The sequence below is a fragment of the Kribbella koreensis genome (genome assembly GCF_039525325.1).
GTDB lineage: Bacteria > Actinomycetota > Actinomycetes > Propionibacteriales > Kribbellaceae > Kribbella > Kribbella koreensis.
The window spans coordinates 120926-137576 of record NZ_BAAAHK010000021.1 but is presented as its reverse complement, the minus strand read 5'-3'; the positions used below and the strand labels follow the sequence as shown (position 1 = coordinate 137576).

Below are 16651 nucleotides of genomic sequence, written 5' to 3'. Positions count from 1 at the left end.
GACACGGAGGTGGCATGACCCCTAGTCCGCAAATGGAGCAGAATTTGAGTGAAGCAGAGAGCCGGCCGGCGACCTTCGACGACGAGGACTACCCCGCCTACACGATGGGCCGGGCCGCCGAGATGCTCGGCACCACCCCAGGTTTCCTGAGGAGCCTGGACGAGGCGAAGCTGATCACGCCGCAGCGGTCCGAGGGCGGCCATCGCCGCTACTCCCGCTACCAGTTGCGCCTGGCCGCACGAGCCCGCGAACTGGTCGACAACGGCACCGCGCTCGAGGCTGCCTGCCGGATCATCATCCTCGAGGACCAGCTCGCCGACGCCTTGCGGATCAACGCCGAACTCCGCGGCGACGACGAGCAGAACTGATTCGAAGTACGGGCCGGTCCGGCAACAAGCGGACCGGCAAGCTGTCTTGTGGAACCTGTTTTGTGGAACCCAGCCCGCGGTCAGCGGGACTGGGTGGCCGCGTGGGGGAGCCAGAGGGTGAACTGGGCGCCGGCGCCGGGCGCGTTGCGGGCGTAGATCATGCCGCCGTGTTGCTCGGCCGCGTGCTTGACGATTGCCAGGCCGAGGCCGGAGCCGGGGCGGCTGCGCGCCTCGCTGGAGCGGTAGAAGCGCTCGAAGACGTGCGGCAGGTCTGCCTCGGCGATACCGGGGCCGCTATCGGTGATGGTCAGTACGCCGTCCAGCAGGCGAACGCTGACCCGTCCGAGTGGCTCACCATCCGGCGGCCGCGGGACCGAGTCGTCCGGGATGCTGTACTTCGCGGCGTTGTCGAGCAGGTTGGTCACGGCTCGCCCGAGCAGCCGCTCGTCGCCCCAGACCGGGAACGGCGACAGCTTGACGTCCCACTCGATCCCCGACGCGCGCCGGCGGACCTTGATCAGGGCGTCCTCGACGACGTTCTGCATCTCGATCAGCTCGGCGTCGCGCACCTGCGGGGTGTCGCGGGCCAGCTCGGTCAGGTCCCCGATCAACGCGGTCAGCTCGTCCATCTGCGCGCGGACGTCGTCGAGCAGCTGCTGCCGGTCCTCGGCGCGGAGTCCACCGCGCTTGTCGGCCTGCGCGAGCAGATCCAGGTTGGTCCGGATACTCGTCAACGGCGTCCGCAACTCATGCCCCGCGTCCCCCACCAACCGCCGCTGCCGATCCTGCGACCGCGCCAGAGCCGCCAACATCGCATTGAACGCCACCGCCAACCGAGTGATCTCGTCGGAACCGCTGACCGGGATCGGCCGGAGGTCCTCGGTGCGGGCGATCGTCTCGGCCGCGCCGGTCAGCCGGGCAAGCGGCCGTAGTCCGGACTGGGCGATCGCGTTGCCGGCCAGCGCCGCGCCGATCACGCCGAGCAGGCCGATGGCCCACAGCACGATCCCGAGGTTGTGCAGGGTCCGGTCGATCGGCCCGAGCGACTGCGCAACCACCAACGCCGCGGGAATGGTCGGATCGCCGGCTTGGCAACTCTCATCGGGGATCGGACAGAACTGAGCTGGTACCGCGACCACCCGGTAGTGGTGAGGGCTGCCGGGTACGCCGACTGTCTGAATGCTGAAGCCGTCCTCCGAGCTGCGGCGCGCGACGGCCAATTCGGTCTCGCCCATCGGCGGGAGCGGACTGAGCTTGGCGCCGACCTTCTGGCCGTTCTCCAGAACGAGACCTACCTGGATGTCGCTGAGGCCCAGGGCATCGGACGAGACGTTCTGCAGGTTGACGTAATTCGTGAGCACCTTGTTGTTGGCGGCCTGCACGGCGCGGTTCTTCAGGCTGGCGTCGAGGTTGCGGTACATCTGCTGGCGGACGGTGACGTAGGCGCCGATGCTGACGAACGCGACGGCGAGGCCGACCGTGACGGCGGCGAGCAAGGTCACCCGGGCGTGCAGGCTCAGCTGGTGCAGCTTCTCCTGCCACCAGCCCTGGGTCCGTGCGACGGTGCCGGCCACCAGGCCACTGTTGCCCGCGGGCGCAGGCCCATCGGGACCGGACCCGCCCGGTCCGGAGCTGCCCGGTCCGGAGCTGCCCGGAGCAGCCGTCCCGGAGCCGCCCGATCCAGATCCTCCGACAACAGCCGGGCCTGAGCCGACTGGAGCCGGACCGGAGCCCGCGGGAGCCGGTCCGGAGCTGTGCGGTGCCGGCCCGGGGCTTGCTGGGCGCGGTGAGGCCTTGGGAGCCGTGCCTGGGTTGCCAGGGGTGTAGCTGTTCTGGGGTGGGCGGCCTGGGCGGTTGTGGCTGGGGCCGAGTTCGAGGGTTTCCTCGTCGGGGGTGCCGACGTAGCGCGGGAAGTCGTCGGGTGGGGGTTGGGTGGTCACGGTGGGGTGTCTCTCAGGACGTAGCCGATGCCGCGGACCGTGTGGATCAGCCGGGGTAGGCCGTCGACCTCGGTTTTGCGGCGGAGGTAGCCGATGTAGACCTCGAGGGAGTTCGCCGTGGTCGGGAAGTCGTAGCCCCAGACGGCGTCCAGGATGACCGCGCGCTCGAGCACCCGGCGCGGGTTGCGGATCAGCAGCTCCAGCAGGGAGAACTCGGTGCGGGTCAGCGGGATCGGGGTCTGGCCGCGGTGCACCTCGTGCGCGTCCACGTCCACCACCAGATCGGCGTACTGGAGGACCTCACCGCGTGGGCCACCCTCGCCCGGGGTCGTACTGCGTCGCAGCAGCGCCCGCAGTCGCGCCAGCAGCTCCTCCAGGGCGAACGGCTTGGTCAGATAGTCGTCGCCACCCGCATCCAGCCCGTCGACCCGGTCGGCGACCGCGTCCCGGGCGGTCAGCACCAGGATCGGCACGTTGTTGCCCGCGGCCCGCAACGCCTTGGTGGTCTCCAGCCCGTCCAGCCGCGGCATCATCACGTCCATCACGACCACGTCCGGCTCGACGTTGCCGATCACCGCGAGCGCCTCGGCGCCGTCGGAGGCGGTCACCACCTCGAAGTCGTTGAACTCCAGCGAACGGCGCAGCGAATCCCGGACCGCCCGGTCGTCGTCCACCACCAGTACCCGCATCTCGCGCTCCCGCTCGCCCGCAGTCCAAGCCGAAGTCCGGTTGAACTCCGGCTCCCGACGATATGCGGTCTGTTTGAGAATCCGCTGAGAACCCGCTGATCAGTCGCGAAGGAGGCCGGTCCGACGTAGGTTTCGAGCGTGGACATCGTCGAATTCACCCCGTCGAACGAGCAGCTCACCTGGACCTTCGGCGGCGCCGCGCCGCTGCGCCGGGTCAAACCCGGTACGGCGATGCGGCTGTGGACCGAGGACGCGTTCTGCGGCCGGTTACGCAGTACGACGGATCTGGCCAGCGCCAGCCTCAACATGCCGTTCGTCAACCCACAGACCGGCCCGTTCTACGTCGAGGGCGCCGAGCCGGGCGACACGCTCGTCTTGCACTTCGTCGAGCTGACCCCGGCGCGCAGCTGGGGTGCGTCCGCGACGATCCCGTTCTTCGGCGGTCTGACCAGCACGGACCGGACGGCGACCCTGCAGGACCCGCTGCCCGAGCGGACCTGGATTTACGAGGTCGACACCGAGCGCCAGACGGTCGGATTCCAGGCGCAGGGCAGCGATCTGGAGCTCGCCCTGCCGATCGAGACGATGCTCGGTACGGTCGGGGTCGCGCCGGCCGCGGGCGAGGTCCGCTCGTCGCTCGTACCGGACGTGTTCGGCGGCAACATGGACACTCCCGAGATGCGGGCCGGCGCGACCTGCTTCCTCCGCGTCAACGTCGAGGGCGCCCTGTTCTCGGTCGGCGACGGCCACTACCGCCAAGGCGAGGGCGAGTCCTGCGGTACCGCCGTCGAGGGCTCGATGAACGTCGTCCTGATCGTCGAGCTCCTCAAGACTCCCGGCCCGGCCTGGCCGCGGATCGAGAACGACACCCACCTCGCCGTCGTCGGCTCCAGCCGCCCACTCGAGGACGCCTGGCGAGCAGGCCAGGTCGACATGGTCGGCTGGCTCGGCGAGCTCTACGGCCTCGACAAGCTGGACGCCTACCAGCTGCTCAGCCAGATCAGCGAGGTCCCGCTGGCCAACGTCGTCGACGCCAACTACAGCGTCGTCACCAAGGTCGCCAAGGGGCTGCTCCCCAAAGTCGATGCCTACAGCAACATCCACGCTCACCTGCGCGAGCTGGCCGCCACCCTCTAGGAGAAGGCCGGTATGACGTCCGCCGCGAACCGCTCGAGTGGTTCGTGGTCGTACGCGACACCGGGGATGTAGGTGATCACGTACTGGATGCCGGCCTCCTCCAGTTGCTCCAGCCGGACCCGGATCTCCTTGCTGGTAAGGATGTCGGCCAGCACCATCGACGTGCCGCCCGACCCGATCTCGCGGAACTCGTCCAGGCTGTAGCGGCCGCGTGCCTTGGCGGTCGCGGTGACCGGATCGTCGCCGACATCGATCGGGAACAGATTGAGGCTGGTCGTCTTCACGATCTCGGCGTAGTCGCGGCCGACGGCGTCGCAGTGCTTGCGGAGGACCGACAGCTTGTCCTTGATGACGTCGACGCGGCCGGTGCCGAAGTTGCAGGCATCGGCGTACTGGGCGACCAGCTTGAGCGTGACCTGCTCGCCGCCGCCACCGATCAGCAGTGGGGGCTTGCGTCGCGGCTCGACGTACGGCTTGTCGACCGAGTGGTACTTGCCGTGGAAGACGACGTCCTCCTCGGTCCACAGCCTGTGGATCAGCTCGACCGACTCGCGGAACGAGCCCATCCTGTCCTTGAGGCTGGTCCACGGATACCCGTACGCCGTCCACTCGTGCTCCGACCAGCCCGCGCCGAGCCCCGCGAACAGCCGGCCGTGGCTGGCGACGTCGACGGTGGCGGCCATCTTCGCGTAGAGGGCGGGGTTGCGGTACCCGTTGCAGCCGACCAGCTGGCCGATCCTGACCCGCTTCGTGTCGCGGGCGAGCGCGGCGGTCGCCGTCCAGACCTCGAAGACCGTCTCGCGGACCGGCTCGGGCACGGTGTGGAAGTGGTCGAACAGCCAGATCGAGTCCCACGGCCCGGCATCGGCGGTGCGGGCGACGGCCGTCATCGCTTCCCACTGCTCCACCGGATCGGCCAGCTCGACCAGATCCATCCGCCAGCCTTGCGGTACGAAGACTCCGAACTTCATGAGGACTTCCTTCCGGTACTTCGGGAGACGGCGACCCCGCCGAGGCAGAGTGCTCCTCCGATGAGTGCGAGCAGGGCCGGCGTCTCGCCCAGGAGCAGCCAGGCGAGCCCGATGGCGACCACTGGTACGGCGTAGACGGTCACGCCCATCCGGCCGGCCGTCGAGCGGCGGAGCGCGTAGGCCCAGGTGGTGAAGCCGAGGGCGGTGGGGAAGGCGCCTAGGTAGATGACCCACCAGATGGTGCCTGCGCTTGCCGTGCTGAGCTCGCTGGCGAGGGTGGGGGCATAGGGGAGGCAGGCGACCGTGCCGATCATGCAGGCCAGCCAGGTGACCAGTGCGGCGGGTAGGCGGGTCAGGAGCGGCTTCTGGGCGACCACGCCGACGGCGTACGAGATGGCGGCGACGAAGCAGAGGATGACTCCCCAGGTCTCGGCGCGGCCGGTGGAGGTCGCAGTACCGATCAGCACTACGCCACCGAAGGCGATGAGGCTGCCGATGATGAGTTGGCGTGGGAAGCCTTCGCCCAGGGTCAGTCCGGCCATCAGGGCGATCAGGAGTGGGGCGATGTGGACCAGCATGGCCGCAGTGCCGGCGTCTAGGCGGCGCTCGGCAGCGTTAAGGGTCAGGTTGTAGACGCCGAACCAGAGCAGGCCGCAGGCGAGTAGTGGCGGCCAGTCGCGTCTCGTTGGCCAGCTGGCTCGGGTGGGGCGCTCACGGAAGTACAGGTAGATGCCGAGGAGGATGCTGCCGACCAGGAGGCGGGCGAGGGACAGCGAGCCGGCCGAGAACTCCGTGCCGGCGTGGCGGATGGCTACGAAGGAGGAACCCCACAGCAGCACGGACACGGTGGCCGCGCCGGTCACGAGCAGGGTTTTGGGAGAGGCTTCCACGACGGTCGTCACTCTGTTTACCCTAGGAAGGTCTTTGTCGCTTTCCCATGGCGATACCTACCGAAGAGGCGCTTGATGATTACCGAAGCGAATGCGATTGCGGCTCTCAGCCTTCAAACCGACAAACCGGTTCTGGATGAGCTGAATGTCCGCCTCCTGAAGGAGCTGGCGGCCGATCCGCGGTTGCGGACGACCGAGCTGGCCCGGCGGCTGGGGGTGTCGGCGCCGACCGTGCGGGAGCGGGTGACGCGGCTGGAGGAGTCCGGGGTGATCCGCGGGTATCGGCTGGACGTCGACCCGGCCGCGCTCGGCCTGCCGATCGCCGCCTGGGTCCGGCTCCGCCCGGGCCCCGGCCAGATCCCGCGCATCATCGAGCTCGCTCAACGCACCCCCGAGGTCGTCGAGTGCCACCGGATCTCCGGCGAGGACTGCTTCCTGATGCGCGTGCAGGTCGCCGCTATCGCGGGGCTCGAGGAGGTTCTCGACAAGTTCCTGGTGCACGGGCAGACCACCAGCTCGTTCATCGTCTCCAGCCCGATCGAGCCGAGGCCGGTCAACTTCGGTCAGTGAGGTCCCGTCTCTCAACCCCAACCAGCGCTCGAAGTGGTCTGCATCACTAGGCTGAGGGCGACTTCAGTGACCTCCGGAAGGACCCTGACCATGGCTGCCGACAAGTCTGTCCGCAGAGTTGCCCTTCTCACCGCGGGCGGGCTCGCGCCCTGCCTGTCGTCCGCCGTCGGCGGGCTGATCGAGCGCTACAGCGAAGTTGCGCCCGACGTGGAGATCATCGCCTACCTGAACGGGTACCACGGGCTGCTCAGCGGCCGGCACCTCGACATCACGCCCGAGGTCCGGGCCAAGGCGGGCCTGCTGCACAAGTTCGGTGGCAGCCCGATCGGCAACAGCCGGGTGAAGCTGACCAACACCGCCGACCTGATCAAGCGGGGCCTGATCCAGGACGGCCAGAACGCCCTCCAGGTGGCGGCCGAGCGGCTGGTCGCGGACGGTGTCGACGTGCTGCACACGATCGGTGGCGACGACACCAACACCACCGCGGCCGACCTGGCGGCGTACCTGCAGGAGCACGACTACGACCTGACCGTGGTCGGCCTGCCGAAGACGATCGACAACGACGTCATCCCGATCAAGCAGAGCCTGGGCGCCTGGACCGCTGCCGAGCAGGGCGCGATCTTCGCCAAGAACGTGATCGCGGAGCACAGCTCGAACCCACGGATGCTCGTCGTCCACGAGGTGATGGGACGCAACTGCGGCTGGCTGACGGCCGCGACCGCGGCGGAGTACCGCAAGTGGGTCAAGGCGCAGGAGTGGAACCCGGGCATCGGCCTGGACGCGAGCGGCTGGGACGTGCACGCCGTTTACGTGCCTGAGGCAACGATCGACCTGGACGCCGAGGCGGAGCGGCTGAAGGCGGTGATGGACGAGAACGACTGCGTCACCATCTTCTTGTCCGAGGGCGCCGGCGTGCCGTCGATCGTGGCCGAGCTGGAGGCGCGCGGCGAGGACGTGCCGCGGGACCCGTTCGGGCACGTGAAGCTGGACGCGGTCAACCCGGGTGCCTGGTTCGCGAAGCAGTTCGCCGAGCGGATCGGCGCGGAGAAGACGATGGTGCAGAAGAGCGGCTACTTCAGCCGGTCCGCCGCGGCCAACGACGCCGACCTCGCGCTGATCAAGCAGTGCACGGACTACGCGGTCGACGCGGCGCTGCGCGGCGAGAGCGGTGTCGTCGGGCACGACGAGGAGCGCGGTGACGAGCTGCGCGCGATCGAGTTCCCGCGGATCGCCGGCGGCAAGGAGTTCGACCCCTCCGTGGAGTGGTTCGCCGGCCTGCTGGCCGAGATCGGGCAGACCAGCTGACCCCGGTCCGAGCCCACATCATGTGGGCTCGGACACCCAACGGTGGGCTTGAACAAGTAATAACGTGTTCAAGCCCACCGGTGCTTGTTCAAGCCCACATGATGTGGGCTTGTCAGGACGGGAGGTCGGGGGTGGTTTTGCCGTAGATCCAGCTGGTGATGTACGCCGTGAGGTCCTTGCCGGAGACCTGGTTGGCGACGTCTATGTAGTCCTGGGTGGTCGCGGACTTGTTGCGGTAGCGCTCGAAGAACGTGTGCTCGATCTGCCGGAAGGTCTTCGCGCCGACCTGCTTCTTCAGGCCGTAGAGCATCACGGCGCCGCCTGCGTTGGTACCGCCGAGGACGTCGAGCGTGTCGGCCGGGCGACCGGGTGGGCCGTACTGCGGGCGGTTGCCGAGGTCGAATTCGTAGGCCCGCTGGATGAAGTCCTCGAACGACGGGCCGCCGCTCACGGAGGCGTAGAGGCCGCCGTAGTAGCTCGCGTGGCCTTCGCTGAGCCACATGTCGTCCCAGGTCCGCACGGAGACGGCGTCACCGAAGTACTGGTGAACGAGCTCGTGGACCATCACGGCCGTGCCCTGGGTCGACGGGTCGGCCAGGTAGTCGGCGGTGAACATGGACAGGGTGGCGCTCTCCAGGGCGACGTTGGTCTCGCCACGGATGCCCAGTACTCCGTACGTCTCGAACGGGTACCGGCTACCGAGCTGCTCCTCGACCCAGCGCAGTTGCTCCGGGATGAGTCCGACCCGCGTCTTGGCGGCTGCCGCTTTGGGCGTGTCCACATAGCTCCGTACCGGAAGTCCGTGCGGGCCGCGGGCCCTGATCTCGGTGAAGTGGCCGACCGCGAGCTGGGCGACGTCGGTGGGGATGGGATCGCGGGTCGTGTAGACGTACGTCGTCCGGCCACCGACGGTCTTCTTGGAGCGCAATGTGCCGCCCGCGACCGCCCGCAGGTCGCTCGGAACGGTGACCCGGAAGGTGACGACGGCCTTGTCGCTCGGGATGTCGTTCATCGGGAAGAACAGGTGCGAGCGGTCAGGCTGACCGAGCAGCGCGAAGCCGTCGTCCGCGGGGATCCAGTGCTGGAAGTGATCCTGCTCGGGGAACTGCGGCGCCTTCGGCTGCAGTGACCGGTCGGCGGTGAAGGCGACGTGCACCCGGAACGGGAGGCCCTCGAGCAGTGGGAGCTTCGGGATGATGACCAGCTTCTCTGCGGTGTTGTCCAGCTTGTACTCCGCCGGCAGACCGTTGACGGTGACGGCGCTGACCTGCTTGGCGACGGCGTCCAGGCTGAAGCCGGACAGACTTTGCTTGGCCTGGGCAACGATGTCCACGGACGACGTCATCTGGGTCGTGCCGGGTTGGTAGTCATAGGCAACGGTGTACGACTGCGCGTCGTACTCGCTGCTGCCGAGGCCGGGGTAGAGGCGTTCGCCGGACCCTTGTGCGGTGGCGGGTCCGGCGACCACCGTCGAAATCATCATCGCGACCGCTGTCGCGGCGAGCGGGAGTCGTCTGAGATTCATCCCGCCACGTAATCAGCCGGCGCGTATCGCGGGCGTATCCGTTTCCTTTTACCTATTGGGAAAGCCGGTCGACCCAGCGGTCGGCGGCCTTCTCGATCTGGTCCAGGACGTCGTCGAAGCCGGCGTCGTCGCCGTAGTACGGATCCGGTACGTCCGCGTCGGCGAACAACTCGACCGGTACGACGAGCTCGTCGCCACCCCGCCGGAGCAGCGCGGCCAGGTGGCCGGAGTCCATCGCCAGCACCAGGTCGCGGTCAGCGAACCAGCTGCTGCGGAACTCCTGCGCCCGGTGCGCGCTCCCGTCGTACCCGCGCCGGGCCAGGGCCGCGGCGGCGCGGGAGTCCATCGGGTCGCCGATGTGCCAGCCGCCCGTGCCGGAGCTCGTCACGACCACGTCGTCCACCCCCGCGTCGGCGAGCTTCGCGCGGAGCACGACCTCGCCGATCGGGGAGCGGCAGATGTTTCCCGTGCAGACGACCTCGATGCGCCTCACTGCCGAAGTCACCGCGCCATCAGTTGATCTCGGCCTTGTCGGGCAGCACGGCGTTGAGGAGCATGCCGACCAGGGTGATGACCAGGGAGCCCAGCAGGGCGGCGCCGAAGCCGGTCACGTGGAACTGGACGTCGAGCTTGCCGGTGATCCACGAGGTGAGCAGCAGCATCAACGCGTTGATCACGAAGATCAGCAGGCCGAGCGTCAGGATGATGAACGGCAGCGAGATCAGCTTGGCGATCGGCTTCACCACCGCGTTCACGATCCCGAAGATGGCCGCAACGATCAGCAGCGTCAGCACCCGGCGCCCGGTGGTCGATCCCTGCAGCGTGATGCCGCTGACGACCCAGCTCGCAACCGCCAGCGCGACCGCGTTGGCGAGCAACTTGATGATCAAGTTCTTCATACGTCGATCCTGCCACCCCGGGGTTCATCACACCCGTCCCACGCCGTACGCGGATCCGGCAGGTGCTTCGGTGCGTCCGAAGACAGGTGACTTCAGGAGGGCGGGGTGGCGATGGCTTCGAGCAGGGACTCCTCGGCGCCGGCCAGGTGCCGGCGGAGCTCCTCGACGCATTCGTCGAGCTCGCCCTTCTCCAGCAGCCGGACGAGTTTGCGGTGCGAGGCGACCTGCTGCTTGGCGTCCTGGCGCAGCGCGTCGACACGGGCCAGCGCGAGTCTCGCCTCGCCGGTGATCGAGTCGGCCGTGGCGGTCAGCCGCTCGCTGCCGGTCAGGGCGACCAGGCTGCGATGGATGGCCAGGTGGGTCTCGGTCATCGCCTCGGGGTCGGCGCCTTCCTTGGCGGTCGCGGCGAAGGTCCGCATCGCGGCGCGGACCCGCTCGCGGGCCGGCTCGTCGGCGTCGAACCAGGCCCTGATGCCGGCCGACTCGAGCACGAACCGGGCGCGGCAGATGTCCGCCACCGCGGCCGGGTGCAGGATGGCGACGCTGACGCCCTTGTTCGGTTCGCGGACCGCGAGGCCCTCGGTGACCAGCATCGTCATCGCTTCGCGGACCGTACTGCGGGCGACGCCGAGCGCCTCGGCCAGCGGCTGCTCGCGCAGCGGCGTACCGGGCTCGAGGTCACCCGAGAAGAGGGCGGCGCGGAGCGCGTCGACGACCCGGTCCACCGTGGTCGAGCGGTCCACCCGCAGCCGTTCGTACATGCAGCGATTGTCGTCCAGTCAGCCGCCGTTGTCGCGTTCGGCACCCGGCGGCGAGCAGGTCGGCGGCCAACCTGTGGATAACTCTCGACATAATGACCTGGTTTTCAGGCAGTCTTTGACGCAGTGGCCGCCCCTCCAGCAAGGAGACACTCGTGGGTGACAGCAAGGCACTGCCGATCATCGGTGGCGTCATGCTCGTGTTCTTCCTGCCGCTGATCATCGTGATCGCGATGATCGTCGGCGTGCTGAGCAGCATGGACAGCGCGGCCGCCTGCACCCCGTCGTCCGGCGCGAGCGAGACGTCGATGGCCTGGCCGACCGACAACCACACCCCCGACCAGGGCTGGGACGACGAGGGCGACGAGACCCACAAGGGCGTCGACTTCGTCATCGCCAAGGGCAGCAAGGTGTACGCCGTCGAGGCCGGCAACGTGAAGTCGGTCTCCGGTGACTGGATCAAGATCAGCCACGACAAGGGGCTGGAGAGCTGGTACCGGTTCTTCGACACCAAGGCGGTCAAGAAGGGTGACACGGTCACCCGCGGCCAGGTGATCGGGACCGTGGGCGAGGGTGACGAGGCCGCCCCGGGCAAGAGTGGCGCCCACCTGCACTTCGAGGTCTGGGCGGCTACCGAATCGGACGGCACCGACCTCAAGCAGACCGACCCGGCGACGCTCTTCAGCACGACGGACTCCCCGGGCGCGGGCGGCTGTGGTTGCGGCGGAGCAGGCGGACCGCTGGTCGGCGGCACCAACCAGGAGAAGGCGTTCAACTTCCTGGTCTCGAGCGGCTACACCAAGGAGCAGGCCGCCGGCATGGTCGGCAACATGATCCACGAGTCGAGCGTCGAGCCGCAACGGCTCAACGGCACCACCTCGGGCGTGAAGACGCCGGCCGCGACGGCCGTCGGGCTGGGCAACAAGGCCTGGGGGATCGTCCAGTGGTATCCGGCCAGCAAGGTCATCAACGCGGGCCGCTCGATGGGCGCCACCGACAGCCAGATCGAGACGCTGGAGTTCCAGCTCAACTTCCTGATCCACCAGCTCGACGGCACTGGCAAGGTGCCGCTGCCGGCCGTCGGGACCGCGATGAAGGCGACCAAGACGGTCGACGACGCGGCCTACACCTTCGCGGCCAAGTTCGAGATCTTCACGACGAACCCGAACGACCCCGAGTACGGGCGGCGCCAAGCCACTGCCCGGCAGGTGCTCAGCACCTTCGGTGGCGGTGCCGTCGAGCCGGGCAAGCCCGGGACCGGGCCGGCGACCGCCTGCGCGGCCGGCAGTGGCAACATCGCCGCGGTGGCGATCTCGCTGGCCTGGCCCGAAGGTGGGCACGGCTACAACAAGAGCGACGCGACACCGGCGTACCAGGAGGCGCTGCCGAAGTTCAACAGCGAGAACGGGTACAACGTGTGGAGTGACTGCGGCCGGTTCGTGTCCACGGTGATGCACATGAGCGGTGCCGATCCCGACTACCCCGACGTGAGCACGGACACCATGAACCAGTACCTGCGAACGTCCGGCAAGTACGACGTGTTCGACAAGATCTCGATGGATCAGCTGCAGCCCGGGGACATCTTCATCGGCCCCGGCCACACGTACCTGTTCGTCGGAAGCTACGGCAAGTACAACTCCGTCTCCGGCTCGCTGGAGACGGGTAAGGGAAACGGCCACGTGCCCCAGGCCGGCTATGCCTACGACGTCGGCGTGCCCGGTGGATTCGCCGTCGCCCGGCTGAAGAACCAGCCCAAGCCGCCAGAGAAGAAGTCCTAGCGTCCCGCCGATGAGGAACAGGAGCAGCTGATGGAGGAGGACGGCCGGCGGACGCTGGTGATGGGCGCTGTCGCCCTGTTGGTGATCGTGGTCCTGATCGGGGGATTCCTGATCTGGCGGCACGATCCCAAGGCGGAGCTGACCGTGAAGTCGATCCCGAACGACCTGACCCTGACGCTGAACGGCGCGCCGATCGCCGCCAGCGGGACCATCGAGGTCCGGCCGGGGACGTACCAGCTCCTGGCCAAGCGGGACGGCTTCCAGAGCTACGAGCAGACCCTCACCGTGCGCGGCACGGATCCGGTCTCGGTCGAGGTGTACCTCTACGCCAACGGGCCGGTCGGCGTCGAGTGGGGCAAGAACAACCCCGAGCAGGAGCGCGAGGCCGAAGCGGCGGCCGGTCGCAGGTACGACGAGATCCAGGCCCGGCTGGCGGCGAAGTACCCGATTCTGGCTCAGCTGCCGTACATCGGGCCCGACTTCAAGGCGACCTACCAGAACTCGAAATCGGATCCGACGAATCCTGAGGCGATCTCGGTGAAGATCCTGGTCTACGGCCCCTCCGGCAAGAAGGAGGCGCTCGAGTGGATCACCGGGAACGGCTGGGATCCCGCCTCGCTGGACCTGATCTACACCACCGGCTGAGGCTGCTTCCCGGTACTGCGAACGCACTCCCGCCGGCCGAGGCGTAAGTCATGTTGACGCGATCTCGGCGGCCCTGCACACTGACTGATTGTCGGACAATCAGGGGATCGGTCAATTCGACGGTCCGGAGTCAACGAGGTGAACACATGGGTCAGCCGCTGGGGTGGGGACGCCGCTATCTGATGGTCCGGCCGGATCATTTCCGGATCGACTACGTGATCAATCCGTACATGTCGACCCAGGACCAGCCCGACCCGGAGCTGGCGCTCAAGCAGTGGGACTCGCTGCGGCAGGCCATCGTCGACGCCGGCGGTGAGGTCGAGGTGCTGGCCCAGCGCGACGACTCGCCGGACATGGTCTACGCGATGAACCTCGGCTTCGCCACCGCCCAGGGCAAGGCGATGCTGTCGCACATGCGGTTCGAGCCGCGCCGCAAGGAGTCGCTGACCGCGGCCGAGTGGTTCATGGGCCACGACTTCGAGCTGAAGCGGACCGGCGCCGACGGCATCGGCCCGCACTTCGAGTCCGGCGACGCGTTCGTCTTCGGGGACAGCCTGGTGGTCGGCTACGGCCCGCGCACCGAGGCGGGGGCGCTCAAGCACCTGGCGACCGAGTGGGGCATCCGGGTCCGCGGCTTGCGCATCCAGCACGAGGGCATGTACCACCTCGACCTGCCGTTCTGCCCGGTCGACAGCACCCACGCGATGGTCTACCCGCCGGCTCTCGACGCGGCCGGCCAGGCTGAGCTGTTCGGCATCGTGCCGGATCCGATCGTGCTCACCGACGAGGAGGCGTTCGCGTTCAGCGGCAACTCGCTGGTGGTCAACGAGACGATCATCATGCCCGCCTGCTCACCGCGCCTTCGCGACATCATGACCGGCCTCGGCCTGCGCGTGGTCGTCCTCGACCTGTCCGAGTTCCACAAGGGCGGCGGCTCGGCCCGCTGCATGACCAACCCCCTCGACTTCGACCTCAGCGCCATCGCCGTTCCCGGTGGCGAGGTCGTCCTGCCGAGCTAGTCGCGGCAGTCCGGTACGGCCGGATCGATGGCCGGGCGCCTGCTCATGGTTCAGCTGGTTTGCTGGACGATTGGACAGGCGGCCCGGCCATTTTGATGCCTGTCGACTGCGGCCGGCCGCCTTCGGTTGAGCAATTTGTCCAGTCCGATATCACGGGGTTCTAAGCGGGCGGGGATGGAGCTAGCCTGCCGCCATGACCGCTGAGGACGAGGTGCGCTTCCGTTCCGTGCTGGATGACGTCGCGGCGTACAAGCCGGGCAAGCCACCGGAGCGTACCGACGGGCGCCCGTCGTTCAAGCTGTCCAGCAACGAGAACCCGTATCCGCCGCTGCCGGGTGTGCTCGCCGCCGCCACCGAGGCCGCCGGGAACATGAACCGGTACCCCGACATGGGCGCTCTGCCGTTGCTGGAGGCGCTGTCCGAGCGGTTCGACGTACCGGTCACCGACCTGGCCATCGGGACGGGTTCGGTCGCGGTGCTCTACCACCTGCTGCAGGCTGCTTGCGGCGAGGGCGATGAGGTCGTCTACGCGTGGCGGTCGTTCGAGGCCTACCCGATCGCGGTGCAGCTGACCGGCGCGACCTCCGTCCAGGTCCCGCTGACCGAGGACGCCCGGCACGACCTCAAGGCGATGGAAGCGGCCATCACCGACCGCACGAAGGTCGTCATGGTCTGTACGCCGAACAACCCGACCGGCCCGGTGGTCCATCGCGACGAGCTGGTCGCGTTCCTCGACGCCGTACCGCGCAACGTGCTCGTCGTCCTCGACGAGGCCTACCGCGAGTTCGTCCGCGACACCGAGACGCCCGACTGCACCGAGATGTACCGCGACCGGCCGAACGTGGTCGTCCTGCGCACCTTCTCGAAGGCTTACGGGCTGGCCGGCTTCCGGATCGGCTACGCGATCGGCCACGCGCCGGTGATCGCCGCGATCCGCAAGTGCGCGCTGCCGTTCGGCGTCAGCGAGATCGCCCAGGCGGCCGCTGTCGCGTCGTTGCGCGCGGAGAAGGAGCTGCTCGACCGCGTCGAGGCCCTCGTGGTCGAGCGGACCCGCGTCGTCGGGGAGCTGCGCGCGGCCGGCTGGGACGTCCCCGAGACGCACGCGAACTTCGTCTGGATGCCGCTCGGCGACGAGACCCTGGCCTTCGCCGAGGCGGTCCAGGCCGAGGGCGTCTCGGTCCGGCCGTTCCCCGGCGAGGGTGCCCGGGTGACCATCGGCGAGCGTGAAGCCAACGACCTCTTCCTGACGATCGCGTGCGCCTGGCGCCAGTGAGGAACCTGATCTGGATCTCGGGCGCATCCGCCGGGATCGGGGCCGCACTAGCGGTCAGTACGCCGTACGCGGACGCGCGAGTGATCGACCTGTCCCGGAGGGGTGGAGTGGTCGAGCACTTCGCGGCGGATCTCGCGGACCCCGCTGACTGGGTGCGGGTCGAGGAGCACTTCGCCGCGGAGCTGGCCGGGTTCGACGGCGAGCGGGTGATCTTCGTCCACAACGCAGGGACGGTCGTACCGATCGGATCGGCCGCGACGGTGGATGCCGCTGCTTATGCGCAGGCGGTGCTGCTGAACTCGGCGGCGCCGCAGATGCTCGGGCGGGCCTTTCTACGGGCGACTGCTGGGCTCGACTGCGAGCGGCAGCTGGTCATGCTGTCGTCGGGTGCGGCGACCAAGGCTTATCCGGGGTGGTCGGCGTACAACGCGGGCAAGGCGGCTGTCGAGCACTGGGTGCGGACGGTCGGGCTCGAGGAGGCGGCGATCGAGCGGGAGAGCGCCGGTGCAGTGAAGGGCTGCCGGGTGATCGCGGTGGCGCCGGGAGTGGTGGACACGGCGATGCAGGGTGAGATCCGGGCTGTGGACGAGCAGGCGTTCCCCGCTGTCGAGCGGTTCCGTGAGCTCAAGCGCTCGGGCGGGCTGACCACACCGGAGCAGGCCGCGGCCGGGTTGTGGGCCGTCATCGAGGCGCAGTACCCGACCGGGTCGGTGCTCGACCTGCGGGATCTTCCCGCCTGATCACGACCTCCCGGCCGAGGGTTCGTCTGACGCCGGCTCGCCTGGCCTCGGGGTCGCGGCAACGCAATCGCCCGGCCCCCGCTGGGACGGGGGCCGGGCGATCGTCGTACCGAAACTCTTGGAGCCAGCGAAGCGGCACCGGGA

Annotated in this window: 17 protein-coding genes; 9 read left to right on the top strand and 8 right to left on the bottom strand. The window is 68.6% G+C overall.

All coding sequences use genetic code 11. The features are described 5' to 3' along the window. Nucleotides 1-44: 44 nt before the first annotated feature. On the top strand, nt 45-368 hold the full coding sequence (locus ABD116_RS37235) for a MerR family transcriptional regulator (protein ID WP_343981914.1): 324 nt from the start codon (nt 45-47) through the stop codon (nt 366-368). Between the two features lie 80 nt (nt 369-448). Here ABD116_RS37235 and ABD116_RS37230 read toward each other — a convergent pair whose 3' ends face one another. Then, complete coding sequence (locus tag ABD116_RS37230; protein ID WP_343981911.1) at nt 449-1942, bottom strand: sensor histidine kinase; 1494 nt, start codon at nt 1940-1942, stop codon at nt 449-451. 362 nt (nt 1943-2304) lie between these two features. Continuing rightward, the gene (locus ABD116_RS37225) at nt 2305-2997 is read right to left on the bottom strand and encodes a response regulator transcription factor (protein WP_328330988.1); all 693 of its coding nucleotides are present in this window, start codon (nt 2995-2997) and stop codon (nt 2305-2307) included. A 138-nt stretch (nt 2998-3135) separates the two neighbouring features. Between ABD116_RS37225 and ABD116_RS37220 the strand changes: the two genes are divergently transcribed. Next, the gene (locus ABD116_RS37220) at nt 3136-4134 is read left to right on the top strand and encodes an acetamidase/formamidase family protein (protein WP_343981909.1); all 999 of its coding nucleotides are present in this window, start codon (nt 3136-3138) and stop codon (nt 4132-4134) included. Here the strand turns inward: ABD116_RS37220 and ABD116_RS37215 are convergent. Continuing rightward, a complete protein-coding gene (locus ABD116_RS37215) occupies nt 4131-5105 on the bottom strand; it encodes a TIGR03560 family F420-dependent LLM class oxidoreductase (RefSeq protein ID WP_343981905.1) in 975 nt (324 codons plus the stop codon). The two genes, ABD116_RS37220 and ABD116_RS37215, sit on opposite strands and share 4 nt — an antisense overlap. Next, nucleotides 5102-6007, bottom strand: coding sequence for a DMT family transporter (locus ABD116_RS37210; protein WP_343981903.1), 906 nt, complete (start codon nt 6005-6007; stop codon nt 5102-5104). The genes ABD116_RS37215 and ABD116_RS37210 overlap by 4 nt, the downstream gene beginning before the upstream one ends. Nucleotides 6008-6070: 63 nt before the next feature. On the opposite strand from ABD116_RS37210, the gene ABD116_RS37205 reads away from it, so the two are divergent. Together ABD116_RS37205 and ABD116_RS37200 are read left to right on the top strand one after the other, a co-directional pair. Then, nucleotides 6071-6565: an Lrp/AsnC family transcriptional regulator gene (locus ABD116_RS37205; RefSeq protein ID WP_343981900.1), complete on the top strand. Its 495-nt coding sequence runs from the start codon at nt 6071-6073 to the stop codon at nt 6563-6565. 90 nt (nt 6566-6655) lie between these two features. Continuing rightward, entirely contained in the window at nt 6656-7870 is a 1215-nt protein-coding gene (locus ABD116_RS37200) for a pyrophosphate--fructose-6-phosphate 1-phosphotransferase (RefSeq protein ID WP_343981897.1), read from the top strand. A gap of 112 nt (nt 7871-7982) precedes the next feature. On the opposite strand, the gene ABD116_RS37195 is transcribed toward ABD116_RS37200, so the two are convergent. The 4 genes from ABD116_RS37195 to ABD116_RS37180 form a co-directional block, all read right to left on the bottom strand. After that, entirely contained in the window at nt 7983-9395 is a 1413-nt protein-coding gene (locus tag ABD116_RS37195) for a M1 family metallopeptidase (protein WP_343981895.1), read from the bottom strand. 52 nt (nt 9396-9447) lie between these two features. Next, nucleotides 9448-9888 carry a low molecular weight protein-tyrosine-phosphatase gene (locus tag ABD116_RS37190; protein WP_343981891.1) on the bottom strand — a complete coding sequence of 147 codons (441 nt, stop codon included), beginning with the start codon at nt 9886-9888 and terminating at the stop codon, nt 9448-9450. A 19-nt stretch (nt 9889-9907) separates the two neighbouring features. Next, nucleotides 9908-10294 carry a phage holin family protein gene (locus ABD116_RS37185; protein WP_343981888.1) on the bottom strand — a complete coding sequence of 129 codons (387 nt, stop codon included), beginning with the start codon at nt 10292-10294 and terminating at the stop codon, nt 9908-9910. A gap of 92 nt (nt 10295-10386) precedes the next feature. Beyond that, nucleotides 10387-11055: a GntR family transcriptional regulator gene (locus ABD116_RS37180; RefSeq protein ID WP_343981885.1), complete on the bottom strand. Its 669-nt coding sequence runs from the start codon at nt 11053-11055 to the stop codon at nt 10387-10389. Nucleotides 11056-11207: 152 nt separating this feature from the next. Between ABD116_RS37180 and ABD116_RS37175 the strand changes: the two genes are divergently transcribed. From ABD116_RS37175 to ABD116_RS37155, 5 genes are all read left to right on the top strand, one after another. Then, nucleotides 11208-12830 carry a phage tail tip lysozyme gene (locus ABD116_RS37175; RefSeq protein WP_343981882.1) on the top strand — a complete coding sequence of 541 codons (1623 nt, stop codon included), beginning with the start codon at nt 11208-11210 and terminating at the stop codon, nt 12828-12830. A gap of 30 nt (nt 12831-12860) precedes the next feature. Next, nucleotides 12861-13475 carry a PEGA domain-containing protein gene (locus tag ABD116_RS37170; protein WP_343981879.1) on the top strand — a complete coding sequence of 205 codons (615 nt, stop codon included), beginning with the start codon at nt 12861-12863 and terminating at the stop codon, nt 13473-13475. Between the two features lie 146 nt (nt 13476-13621). Next, nucleotides 13622-14494, top strand: coding sequence for a dimethylarginine dimethylaminohydrolase family protein (locus tag ABD116_RS37165; protein ID WP_343981876.1), 873 nt, complete (start codon nt 13622-13624; stop codon nt 14492-14494). 193 nt (nt 14495-14687) lie between these two features. Beyond that, the gene (hisC, locus tag ABD116_RS37160) at nt 14688-15767 is read left to right on the top strand and encodes a histidinol-phosphate transaminase (protein ID WP_343981873.1); all 1080 of its coding nucleotides are present in this window, start codon (nt 14688-14690) and stop codon (nt 15765-15767) included. Further along, on the top strand, nt 15764-16507 hold the full coding sequence (locus ABD116_RS37155; protein WP_343981870.1) for an SDR family NAD(P)-dependent oxidoreductase: 744 nt from the start codon (nt 15764-15766) through the stop codon (nt 16505-16507). Before hisC ends, ABD116_RS37155 begins: the two co-directional genes overlap by 4 nt. The last annotated feature ends 144 nt before the right edge of the window (nt 16508-16651 follow it).